13 protein-coding genes and 1 tRNA gene are annotated in these 12,031 nt (G+C 39.7%); 6 read left to right on the top strand and 8 right to left on the bottom strand.

Translation table 11 applies throughout. From position 1 onward, the window contains the following. Positions 1-322: 322 nt before the first annotated feature. The 4 genes from ACKTS5_RS03920 (at position 323) to ACKTS5_RS03905 (ending at position 2,539) form a co-directional block, all read left to right on the top strand. Entirely contained in the window at positions 323-928 is a 606-nt protein-coding gene (locus tag ACKTS5_RS03920; protein ID WP_408042534.1) for a hypothetical protein, read from the top strand. Positions 929-1,045: 117 nt separating this feature from the next. Continuing rightward, positions 1,046-1,681, top strand: coding sequence for a hypothetical protein (locus tag ACKTS5_RS03915; RefSeq protein WP_408042533.1), 636 nt, complete (start codon positions 1,046-1,048; stop codon positions 1,679-1,681). A gap of 122 nt (positions 1,682-1,803) precedes the next feature. Continuing rightward, on the top strand, positions 1,804-2,187 hold the full coding sequence (locus ACKTS5_RS03910) for a hypothetical protein (RefSeq protein WP_408042532.1): 384 nt from the start codon (positions 1,804-1,806) through the stop codon (positions 2,185-2,187). Positions 2,188-2,191: 4 nt separating this feature from the next. Then, positions 2,192-2,539, top strand: a complete 348-nt coding sequence (locus ACKTS5_RS03905) for a hypothetical protein (protein WP_408042531.1) — start codon at positions 2,192-2,194, stop codon at positions 2,537-2,539. Positions 2,540-2,779: 240 nt separating this feature from the next. On the opposite strand, the gene ACKTS5_RS03900 is transcribed toward ACKTS5_RS03905, so the two are convergent. Then, positions 2,780-2,852, bottom strand: a tRNA-Met gene (locus ACKTS5_RS03900). 220 nt (positions 2,853-3,072) lie between these two features. On the opposite strand from ACKTS5_RS03900, the gene msrA reads away from it, so the two are divergent. Together msrA and ACKTS5_RS03890 are read left to right on the top strand one after the other, a co-directional pair. Then, entirely contained in the window at positions 3,073-3,561 is a 489-nt protein-coding gene (msrA, locus tag ACKTS5_RS03895) for a peptide-methionine (S)-S-oxide reductase MsrA (RefSeq protein ID WP_408042530.1), read from the top strand. Positions 3,562-3,626: 65 nt separating this feature from the next. Further along, entirely contained in the window at positions 3,627-4,943 is a 1,317-nt protein-coding gene (locus ACKTS5_RS03890; RefSeq protein WP_408042529.1) for a hypothetical protein, read from the top strand. Positions 4,944-5,019: 76 nt separating this feature from the next. On the opposite strand, the gene ACKTS5_RS03885 is transcribed toward ACKTS5_RS03890, so the two are convergent. The 7 genes from ACKTS5_RS03885 to ACKTS5_RS03855 form a co-directional block, all read right to left on the bottom strand. Next, the gene (locus tag ACKTS5_RS03885; RefSeq protein WP_408042528.1) at positions 5,020-6,012 is read right to left on the bottom strand and encodes a quinone oxidoreductase family protein; all 993 of its coding nucleotides are present in this window, start codon (positions 6,010-6,012) and stop codon (positions 5,020-5,022) included. 110 nt (positions 6,013-6,122) lie between these two features. Continuing rightward, entirely contained in the window at positions 6,123-6,986 is an 864-nt protein-coding gene (locus ACKTS5_RS03880) for a helix-turn-helix domain-containing protein (protein WP_408042527.1), read from the bottom strand. A gap of 4 nt (positions 6,987-6,990) precedes the next feature. After that, complete coding sequence (locus ACKTS5_RS03875) at positions 6,991-7,857, bottom strand: SDR family oxidoreductase (protein WP_408042526.1); 867 nt, start codon at positions 7,855-7,857, stop codon at positions 6,991-6,993. 86 nt (positions 7,858-7,943) lie between these two features. Then, on the bottom strand, positions 7,944-8,828 hold the full coding sequence (locus ACKTS5_RS03870) for a helix-turn-helix domain-containing protein (protein WP_408042525.1): 885 nt from the start codon (positions 8,826-8,828) through the stop codon (positions 7,944-7,946). Between the two features lie 12 nt (positions 8,829-8,840). Continuing rightward, positions 8,841-9,914, bottom strand: a complete 1,074-nt coding sequence (locus tag ACKTS5_RS03865; protein WP_408042524.1) for an L-dopachrome tautomerase-related protein — start codon at positions 9,912-9,914, stop codon at positions 8,841-8,843. A 38-nt stretch (positions 9,915-9,952) separates the two neighbouring features. Continuing rightward, on the bottom strand, positions 9,953-11,056 hold the full coding sequence (locus ACKTS5_RS03860; RefSeq protein ID WP_408042523.1) for an alkene reductase: 1,104 nt from the start codon (positions 11,054-11,056) through the stop codon (positions 9,953-9,955). 5 nt (positions 11,057-11,061) lie between these two features. Beyond that, the gene (locus ACKTS5_RS03855) at positions 11,062-12,009 is read right to left on the bottom strand and encodes an NAD(P)H-dependent oxidoreductase (RefSeq protein ID WP_408042522.1); all 948 of its coding nucleotides are present in this window, start codon (positions 12,007-12,009) and stop codon (positions 11,062-11,064) included. Positions 12,010-12,031 lie beyond the last annotated feature (22 nt).

Below are 12,031 nucleotides of genomic sequence, written 5' to 3'. Positions count from 1 at the left end.
AAAGAACTTGAATCTCATCGAGAACATACAGAGAAATTGGACAATATCGGAATTGAATTGCTGAATGAAATACATAAAAACGAAATATTTAGCGATTTGAATATTAACAAATATGTCTATTATAGTAGAGGAATTGACAAATCAATACTTGAACTGAATTGAAAAAGGCACTATTTACAACAACGTGTATAAATAATGGCGGTATTCGAAGTCAAATTGAAAATTAAATTATAAATTTAAATCAGAGTTAGGTGGATTATTTCCGTTGGAAAAATCCACCACAATTCATACACAAAACCGTTATGCAACATTAGAGAAAACCGTGAAAATCGAATTAGTCCCTTTAATTGAACTACCTACTTTTAAGTTTCCAGACTTAAATGAGATAACGGATATTGATGAAAAAAATCGACTTCTAATTGAACGGAATTATTCAGATGTTAGAAATCATAAACCATTTAATGAGCATCAATACAAGCTATCAGAAATTAGCGATGCTGATTTGAAAAAAGCAATCGAATTACACGTTTCAGATTTACCAATAACTGAATCCTGTGCTTTTTTTGGCGGATATGGATTGAAAATAAATGACGAGTTTGTTCTGTTTCCCCAATGTTGCGGATTGTTAAGCGAAATAAATGATTGGAAAAAAATACTGAATGTGAATTTTGAACCATTTTATTTACCAGAATGCCATCCATCACCTAAATTTACAAAAGTCGGAAAAGAAGTTGTCATTGAATGTGAATCAACTTACGAAGACTTTTATCCTGAAACAAAAAGAGTGATAAAAGTAAATCAGGAATCTTTGATTTCTGCTATAAACAATGTTTGCACTGAATTAGAAGAAATATCAAAAAGACTTGATACTTTCAATTTGGAATATGGAACAGAAAGTGTTGCAGAAAATTTAATATGGAAAGAATAACGTTGCGCAACAACGCGTATAGCTCATTGCTATTTATTTAATTAAATCAAAGTTAAGGCGTATTTGGAAAGTCGCCAAATTTTTAAATTTGACGATTTTCAAACAAAAATATAAATAGTGAAATTTAAAAATCTAGCTTGTGGCTCAACCGAAAAAAAATGGCTAATTTGCACGCAACGAGCCATACACAAGACCGTTGTACCCAATTTGAGAAAAGCAATCTACATATTAATCGGACTATTAATTTTCGTGTCTTGTCAAGAAAAATCAAAAGCGGAAAAAGAAAAGCTTTCATCAGAATTTAACTTGATTGCGGATTTGAGCAACTTCCGACAAAAAATGACTGAATTGGACACTTTGACCATTTTGTTTAACCATTCTGTTTGTACTTATAGAGGATATGAACGAATTGAAATAACAAAACATGCTGACTCAATCAGTATTGTTAGTAATTTTAAAGAACTGACTTTTCACGAAAATCCAAAATGGGAAAGAATTTATACTAAAAAAATATCCGAGAAGGATACAGTTTGGAAATTTGAACAGTTTCTAAAACGAAACGAAAAGAGGAAAAATTCTGACCAAAACAAACGAAGAGTTTTAATGTTAACAGATAGAAAAGACACGATAGGATATTCGACGGATGGACTTGGGGATTTAAATAGATTTCTGGCCGATTATTACGATACAATGAGAAGAATTTATCCAGAAAATAAAAATGGAATTTATGGGGTTGATATTGTGGAGGAATAAAAAACTGCCTACAACAATGTATAACCGCAACCACTAGGTTCGAATCCACTCGGAATTGCTGACCTCTATGCTAAAACGAAAAACAAAAACTTTAAACCCGTAACTACTGACTTCATAAAAAAATGGAAACTGAACTTTATATAAAATCTGAATTATTCCCTTCATATCCTGGAGAAGAAAATCATATTAATCCTGGTAGATTTGGTAAAAGACTTGCTGAGTTTACGAAAAACACATTATTAGCGAACAAAATTGAAGTGGCAGACCTATACGCTACCGATTACAGCTATGAACTGAGGTTAGATCAATTTAAATTTAGTGTCTACATCTCGACAGGAAATATTGATGGAGAAAAAAATGAATTTTTAATATCAATAAGTCCCAAGGAAGAATTCAAAAGAAAATTATTCAAAAAAATATCTACAAAAGAAACGGTAAGTAAAATTTACGGTATTATTAAACAAGAACTTTTAGACAACCCCGAAATAGAAATTTTACCGTATTAAAACAATGAAGTTTGATATAGAATACTGGATTGAACAATTAAATGAGAATATTCCTATCAGGTATTTTAAAAGAAATGTTCCCCAATATAGGTTTGTAACCTATATTAATCACTCCATTATACTTTTTAAAGGCAATCATTATGATGCTACTTTTATGTTTATTAAACGGACATATGATTTTCTAGAAGAAAATAAAAAGGAGTCAATAAGTTCTGAATATTTAAAATCTGTACATGGATATTTAAAAGAGCTATATGAGCATCTGACTAAAAATAATTTGATTAAGGAGGAATTGATTTCAAAATACGACGAAAAACTAAAGCTAACAATGGCTATACATAATGGGGGCTAATGGGAAAATCCGCAAGATCATTACAAGCTCCCTCAATCAACTTATTTAATAATAAGCAGAAATTCACCCCCTAAACAAAAGGCTCACTAAGGGTCGTGCGAAGTCCGAAACTTCACTGCTTTGAACTTCAGAACTCCGCATAGCCGAAACTCTTGACTGCAACAACTCTGAATATTTTTATGTAGAAAGAAGTTTTTAGGCATAAAAAAAGACACGTTATTTCTAACGTGCCTTGCTCAGTAGCGGGAGCAGGACTCGAACCTGCGACCTTCGGGTTATGAGCCCGACGAGCTGCCTACTGCTCTATCCCGCGATTTGCGATTGCAAAGATAGGACTTTTTTTAGGTTATACAAGGGTTTTATTGGATTATCACACAGAAAAATTATTAAAAAAAACTAACACTCTTAGGTTCAAACACATGAATACTATTTTTTTTTACTTTTTTCAAACCTTTTCCCTCCCTAAGCTGCTTTTCCCTTTGTAAGCTGTTTTGTATTTTTACAACAAAGTATATATCTAGCATCAACTACTTATGAATACCATAAAAAAAGCCTATATCGCCGGAGGTTGTTTTTGGGGAATGGAAGACCTCTTTAGAACGAGAAACGGAATCCTAGATACCGAAGTTGGATACCTTGGAGGAGAAAATGAGTTCCCCACCTATCAAAACCACCCAGGGCATGCCGAAGGAATCGAGCTAACCTATGACAGTAGTCTAACGAATTTTGAAGAAATCTTGGACTATTTTTACCGAGTGCACGATCCGACAACTGTTGATCGCCAGGGAAACGATCGCGGTGCTAGCTACCGATCAGCTATCTTTTTTCAGAACGAAGAAGAACGAGCTACCGCCATTGCTTTTATTGAAACAGTAGATGCCTCGGAACGATGGCCATCAAAAGTAGTTACAACCCTGGAGCCCTTTACTAAGTTTTGGCCAGCCGAAGCGTATCATCAAGATTATTTGGTTAAGAACCCCAATGGATATACCTGTCATTTTGAACGTTTTGGTCCTTATTAAGACCACTAAAAAAGCACAGTACCAACTGTGCTTTTCTTATATTAGGGGCAAAAATTAACCGAACCATGAAAAAAATAGTCCTCGGACTCTTGCTCTCTACACTGTGCTTGAGCTGTACTACCACCAAAAAAGAAACCGCTACTACCTCTGCTACCCTTGCTGCCTTTAACACGAATATTCCTCATTTCTGGGCTGCCTATGATGCCATTCAGCAAACCCAAGACAGCCTGCTCCAACGCAAATACCTGGATAGTCTGTTCCTCAAACCATCATCGAATTCTTTACATACCTTAAGAGCGCTGAGAAATTATCAACCCGAAGATTACCTGCATTCCATGACCACCCAAACGGCCTATTGGAACTCGGTAAGAAAAAATACCCTAGCTACCGAAGCGCAGTACGAAACCATTCAAAAAGATATCGCTAAATTAAAATCGCTGTATCCGGCACTGAAACCGTCGAGCATACATTTCGATATCGGATTGTTTCGTACCAACGGAACCATTAGAAACGATTCCATTTTTATTGCTGCAAATATGGCCTTAGCAGATAAAACGGTCAACGTTAGTGAACTTTCAGAAGCCGATCGCGAATATTTTGAAGAGTATACACCCATCGAAGATTTACCGTTTTTGTGTGTACATGAATACGTGCACACGCAACAGCAAGCACTGGCCAACAGCCTACTCGTATATACCCTCTACGAAGGAATTGCCGAATATGTTAGCTATCTCGCTACGGGTAAGGAACCCTATGTTACATCGTATAAATACGTTAAAGAACACGGAGATAGCCTAAAAAAAGAGTATCTCAACGATGTCTTTTATCCGAGTAAACGCTTTCATTGGATTTGGAGCACGCACAAAATTCACGGTCATAAAGACATGGCCTATGCTATCGGATTTTTTATCGCCAAAGCCTATTATGACAAGGCAACTGACAAAAACCGAGCATTAAAAAACCTCATTGAGTTAGATTTTTCAGATACCTCAGCTGTATTTAATTTGGTCGATGCTTCTGGATATTTTGACACGCCCATGGCCACCCTCAAGGAACATTTCGATGCCAAACGCCCCAGCATTGCCCGTATTACCGGAATCACCAATAAGGCTACAGATGTTGCTCCCGGGAGAACCAAAGTAACGCTTCATTTCTCTGAGCCGCTAAACGGACAAACCACTGGAGTGGATTTTGGCCCCCGTGGCCGCTCGGCATTTCCTAAGATGTCGCGTGAACGAACATGGGATGACAAGGGACTAAGTTGGAGCTTTACCCTCGATTTAAAACCTAAAAAGCAGTATCAAATTCTGATCTCTGAAAATTTCAGAACTACTGATGAACGCCCTTTACAACCGCTGCTAATAGAATTTACTACCAAATAAAAACATTGATCATCATAGAAAAGCACCGTAACCTCATCATTACGGTGCTTTTGCGTATCAAGGGGAGAGACATTTCTTAAAAATCGTTGATCAAGATGAGTTTTCCACGAACCTTTCCAGCTTCAAGTTTTTGGTGCGCCTCCTGTGCTTTCGATAACGGGAGTGTTTCGTAGACCGGAGTTATCGCTCCTGATGCTAACCAGAGGTACAATTGCTTTAAAGCTGTTGCTATGAGTTCGTAATCATTAAAATAGGTGGCGTAAATTTCTGAGAAGGAAAGTGTCGGTGCTTTACTAAAATACTGCATTCCCAAGTCCATAATATCTACAGATCCTTTTCCTCCCAAGAAACCAAAGACGACGATATGTCCCAAAGGTGCTAGCAATTGCAAATCCTGTTGTAGACTATCGCCTGCTACTGGGTTAAATACGTAATCTACCGCATTTTCTCCTATCGCGTTCTCCACTTGCGACACCCAATTTTCGTCAGTGGTATTAAAAGCGTAGTCCGCTCCTAAGGCCAAGGCATTCGACACTTTTTCAGCTCTGCGCTCCAATGCTACAATTTTTAACCCGAAGAGCTTTGCTAATTGAATCAAGGCAGTACCAACACCTCCTGAAGCTGCGTATACCAAAGCTGTTGTCCCTTTGGTTACTCCTACTACGTTTTTCATCATGTGATATGCCGTTACGTAGTTTACTGGGATTACGGCTGCAGCGTGTAGATCGACCTTCGAGTCTAACAAAACGACCTTGTCCGCAGGTACCACAGCATACTCCGCATAAACAGCACTTCCTATTACTCCCAAAAAACCTACTTTGTCTCCTTTGTGAAACCCTGTAGCATTGGCAGTTTCAACAACACCCGTCCCCTCAACTCCAGGAATAAAAGGAACTTCAGGCATCATCCCAGGGGGCATATCCCCTCTTCTAATAATCGTATCGATGTAATTAACAGGAGCAGCTGCTATTTTTATAAGTAATTCACCCGGCTTGGGTTGCGGAACTGCTACCTCTTGTATTTCCAAAACTGCTACCTCACCGGTAGCATTCATTTGTATTGCTTTCATCACTTCTGAATTAGATTAATACTCCATGCATACACTGTTGTAATTGTCTACAAAATTAGCTCAGTCTCGGCACGCTTGGCCAATCCAAATCGGGGTCATCCTGATACGAATTATCGATTTTCACGATAGTACTTCGGTGAACACCCTTCTTGTTGCTTAAAAAACTTTCCGAAATTCGTCGGTTCCGAAAACCCTAAGAAATAAGCGATTTCTGCAATATCTGAAGAGGAAGCCCTCAATAAATTCTTGGCCTCCAAACACAACCTGTTTTGCAAATGCTTTTTTGCGGAAATCCCAGTGGTCTTTTTTACCAGTTCATTGAGGTAATTAGCGGTCACGCCCAACAGAGCAGCATAGGCAGCGACCTGTCTTTTTTCTATGTAATACACATTCACCAATCGATGAAACTGCTGTACAAGCCGATCAGGCTTTGACAAATTAGCAGCGGCCTGTAGGTTTCGCTGTTGAATCCCTCTCACCTTTTCGAGCAAGCCCAACAGTACATACCTCGCAACAGCGAGATTGTCTCGTTCTTGATACAAAAGCGTTAACAGCTTTAAAATCCCTGATTTTTCATCGGGTGATAACTGAAACAGGTTCGTGTTTAGCAAAGCAAAAAAGGAATACTCCGTACGTAGATCCTTAACCATAGGAAGTAAAAACTCAGCACTAAAGAAAACGAGGTAGCCTTCCAAAGCATCGCCTCTTACAAAACTAAAAACATGGTCAGGCGACTGACAAAACAATACATCCCTGCGCTGCTGGTACTGTGTATTATTAATGATCATGCTCCCGGCTTGCTGGTCTTCCAAAAATATCAATGAATAAAAGTTCCTTCTATGAGGTGGAAGTACAGCTTTCATGAAAGGATAGGTTTCTTGATGCTTGAGCACATCAAACTGCGGAGTTACAGGAGTTCTGTCAAGCCCTCCCCACTCGTACAATGTACCGATATCTTCTATTCGTTTTATCATTATCTTACACAGATTGAAACACCTGCTTGTTTTTTTCAAAAAAGGAGCTCGCAGTGGTGTATTCTCTCCCTGTTACATTTTTAAAATCGTCACTATAGGCAGCTGTCCATCCTTGTTTCATAATACTGTACAATTCCATCATCGCCGAAACGAGCCACTCTGGCATTCCATTGCTCAACATACTTTCTTTCGCCTTGGCTTCAGGAACATCAATATAGCTAATTTTCTCTGCCAACACCTCACTCAATGCTGCAGCATACTCAGCATTGGTCAACGCCAAGCCACTTAAGTCATACGCTTTGTTCATATGTGCATCACTCGTCAAGGCATGCACAGCAACTTCAGCAATATCTGCTACCGATACCATACCGACCTTAGCAGTGCCATTGGGTACGTAAAACCCTTTGTATTCTCGAATCGTTTGAGCGTGAAAATTAATAAAATTCTCTAAAAAGTTATTCGGACGAATAAAAGTATAGGGAATTCCTGCTGCTTTAATTCGCTCTTCACTCCTTCCTGCCCAACGCGACATCTCTATCGCTCCATCAACATCCGCTCCTAATGCAGTACTGCGAACAATGTGCTTGATATTATTTTTCTTTGCAGCCTCAAGTACCAGTTGCGTTACCCACTCAGGTTGTTGCATGAGCGGTGTAACCAAAAATACGCGATCCATTCCTTGCAATCCCCTATTCAAGTCTTCCGCTTTCGTAAAATCAAGTTGAATTGGAACAGCTCCCGACAGTGTACTCGCTGATACATTTTCAGGATTTCGGACTCCTGCATAAACTTCTGTTTGGGTGGGTTGTAGCGCTGCCAATACCGCTTTTCCTATGGTTCCTGTAGCGCCCAGGACAATAATTTTCTCCATGTGATTCTATGTTATGATTATCTGCAACAAAATTAGACATGCTAACACTGCAGAAATAACCCATTACCCCTCAATACTGACCAAAATCAAGTGTACTTTTTTCGATACGCACTCGGCGTAACTCCCTCATACTTTTTAAAAAAACGAGAAAAATGAGTAGGCTCTTCAAAACCGATACAATAGCCGACTTCGGCAATAGTTCGAGAACTGTACTTCAAGGCGCTCTTGGCTAATTTTAAGCGATACTGCGCAATGTACTCCTTGGCAGTTATCATTGCTATGGCTTTGGTAATGCTGTTTAGGTAGCTTTCTGAAATTCCCAAATAACTGGCATAAATAGTTACCTGTGTATCTGCTTGAATTCTGTGCTGGAGCAGGGATTTAAATTTAGCAAACAACTCTTGTTTTCTGGATAGCACTGGAAGTTTTTGCTGCGCTAATTCGTCTAAACTTTTTATTTTAAACAAAAAAGCTAGCAGTGACGATTGTAGTATTTGATAGCGATACAGTGATGGACTGTGATACTCTCGATGTAATTTTTGAAAATCGAGTGTCAATTGCGCTACCTCTGTGTCCGACAAGGAGAGTATTCCTTGATTCGTAATATCGAAAAAAGGAAAATCTGTTTGTAAAGCTCCCTGATAAAAATCTAGAAACTCTCTTTTAAAATACACAATATACCCCTTAGTAGCTCCACTGCGCCTCCAAGCATAAACATGTGTCGGCGACAAAAAAAACAGACTGTTTTCCAAACGATCAACACGTTCGGTATCAATTTCTATACTCGTATCCGAAACGCCTGAAATCAATAGCGTAATTTGATAAAAATCCTTCTGGTAAGGAGGCATAAATTCCACTGAACTGTCAGTAATTTCATCAAAACTCAACACAAAGAAATCTGCTAGCTCCGAAGGTTGTTCAAACCCCGTTGCCAGCAAATACTCGTTTATTTCTCTATAATGAATAATCATAAAAACACCTCACTATTCAAGTTTCAGCTTGTAAATACTGAAATCCAATCCGCTTACATCCGCTCCTGCTTCGTGAATTCTGGAATTGGTATAGTACAGATATCCCTGATCGATACTGAAGGTATCTGCCCAACGGACGTGAGCTCCAGAAGTAAAAGGCCTTATTTCCTTTGTCGTCAGATTTAGCTGATCTATGCGATGCTGTTCAAGATCGGCGTAGAACAAGTTTCCTTTATACCAAATCATTCCATCAGGAGCCGCTGTTTTTGCCACCTTAACAACGGCTTTCTCCACAGCTTCCGCTGTGCCGTTTTCAAGGATTTCCGTAGGTATTGCATAGAGTTGATACCCTGTTAATGCGTGATAGTACAAGGTATTGCTTACAGTATCAAGAGCAATACCATCACTGTGTACCGAATTTTTCCAAGCTTTACCGTCAATCATTAATTGATTTTGTTCACTGCTGGTAGATGAATGCTCGTCCAAAACGCGCTTAGCAGTTCCAGTTTCCAAATTCAGCACGATTAATCCGGCGTGCCCTGAATCTGTAATATACGCACGGGTACCACTGTTATTCACACGGATATCGTTGATATAACTGTCTTTATGATACGCCTCCGTAGGCAGTTTATATATCGCTGTTAGCTTGTCGGTGGCCAAATTGAACACCAATACTCTCGGGGCATCTAACACTCCTTGAAATAATGGATTTCGAGTATCTAGTACAAACATTTTACCTTTAAAAGCCACTACTGACTGCACTGCAACAAAAGCGGTATCACTCAAATCGCTTTCTAAGGTCCATTGATTCCATGCAGCGTCGGGATAGGGTGTAAACCTACCATCGGGTTGTAGGGCTGCGACAGACATGGCTACATTCGAGCGCCAACGCGGGAAATTTACAAAAACCCGACCATCGCTAACGGTAATTCCCGTAAGCTGTTGTCCGCTCACTTCTGCAACTTTCACGGGTGTTTCCGTTGCTTTTTTTGCGATTCCTTTTTTCTTAGTATCCTTAGTATTACAGGCACTTACCAATAGCACTATCAACGCGGTCAAAATGCTATACAATTTCGTTATTCTCATATATTTTCTGGTCTAAATTGATGTTTTTCTCCTTAAAGTTACTCATTATAGGTATCATAATCAATATACCCTTGCGCACCTCCTCCATAAAAACTACTAGAAGCCGTCTCCGATACCTCTCGCAATGGATACCCATTTTTCATTCTGAGTACCAAATCTGGATTAACGATAAACGGCCTTCCAAAAGCTACCATATCGGCCCAGTTCTTCTCTAATATACGCGTGGCTTTTTCTTGTGTATAATTTCCGCACACGATAATTGGATGCTGGTAACGCGCTCGTAGTTTATCGCGATAGCTATCAGGAATCTCCCTAAAATTTGCTACGTTTTCTGATAAATGTACATAGGCTAACTGTAATGGATTTAATTGCTCCATCAAATACAAGGCTGTCTCTGGCATCGTCGGGTCGGCACTGTCGCCTTCCGACAAAAAGGGGGAAATACGCAAGCCCACCCTATGAGCGCCAATGGCTGCCACGACTTTTTGAACAGTTTCGAGGGTAAATCGAGTTCTATTGGCTGTGTTACCACCGTAATCATCGCTGCGGTGGTTAGCATCACTACGCATAAATTGATCAAATAAATACCCGTGAGCTCCGTGTATTTCAACTCCGTCAAAACCGGCTTCGAGTGCTAATTCAGCTGCTCGTACAAAATCTTCTTGGGTACTGGTAATCGCTTCCAAGCTCATCGCTATTGGCATATCTGTTTCTACCATTCCCAAACTTCCATCTGCCAAGGTACCGTATACCTTATCCGGTATTTTTGTAGCTGATGGTGCCAACGGTGTGCTACCTCCCGTAGTTTCTGTAGTAGCTCGGCGTCCTACATGCCAGAGTTGGGCAAAGATCTTACCGCCTTTCGCATGTACCGCTGCTGTCACCGGCTTCCACCCTGCAACCTGAGCTTCTGTATAGAGTCCAGGAGTTTTCACATATCCTCTGGCCGCTTCCGAAACCGGAACTCCTTCCGATATAATCAATCCTGCTGTAGCTCTCTGACCGTAATAGGTTGCTGCCAAAGGCGTAATTACATCACCTGCTTCAGAGCGAGCTCTCGTCATCGGTGCCATGACAATTCTGTTGCTTACTTCAAAACCATTTGCACTAAATGGTGTGAATAATGTCGCTGTATTTTTCATAAATTTTACTTTTTTAAGCTTACTAAATAACGGTCAATCACTGGGCGATCACTTAACTCATCCCAATGTAAAGTCCACGATTCTGCTACTGTCAAATCCACCATAGCTCCCGTTGTCATGGTTCCTTTTAAAGCAACTTCCATATCGAGTTCAAAATGATGGCGTGCTACCTCTCGCACTTTTAAGTTTTGTACATCGTGTGTTGTCGTTCCTTCAAAACCAGATTTTGTTTCGTTATACCACGAGTGAAATCCATCGTGTCCGGTAAACGCATCGCTATCCGGAAACTTCATCTGTACTTCTGGAGCTAGGTATTGAACAAAATAGCCATTCCCATCCAAGGTATCAAAATGACGAAACCATTCTGACACAAACTCTTTTACAGCCGTTTTTTTACTCGATGTTATCGCTCTAATACGTTCTTTGAGTACCGTGGCGTGCTTCATTGCTTGAGCGCTAACCTGACTTTCAGAATTCCAAACACCTTCCTTCTGAAAGTTTCGAAATGTGTACACAGGCTCTTGGTACTTCATTTGTGCCAAATAAGCTGTTTGCTCAATAGGTCGTAAAAATTCTTCCACTTTAAAATGGTTGTACCCGTTGGGGTGGTACGACTCTTTTGCCCCTCCTACGGTGAGTGACTGCAATAGGAATTTTCCTTTTAGCTGATCACCTCCAGTACCGTAGGCAAATCCATACGACAATACCTTATCCATCCATAATTTCAGCATTCCCGGAACGCTATACCAATAAAAAGGATATTGCAACACTACAATATCTGCAGCTATCAGCGCCTCCTGCTCTGCCGCTATATCTATCTGATAATCTGGATACAATTTATCTAAGTTCCGAATTTCTATATCCGCAAAATCCGTTTCCAACTGCGCTACTATCGTTTTGTTTGCTATCGATTTTTCAAAGTTGGGGTGTGTGGTTATTAGTAGTATTTTCATTTTTATTGCTTGTACATACAAT

Origin of the sequence: Tenacibaculum litopenaei, from assembly GCF_964514025.1 — a bacterium.
Lineage (GTDB): Bacteria > Bacteroidota > Bacteroidia > Flavobacteriales > Flavobacteriaceae > Polaribacter > Polaribacter litopenaei.
This window is presented reverse-complemented; position numbering and strand designations above follow the sequence as displayed.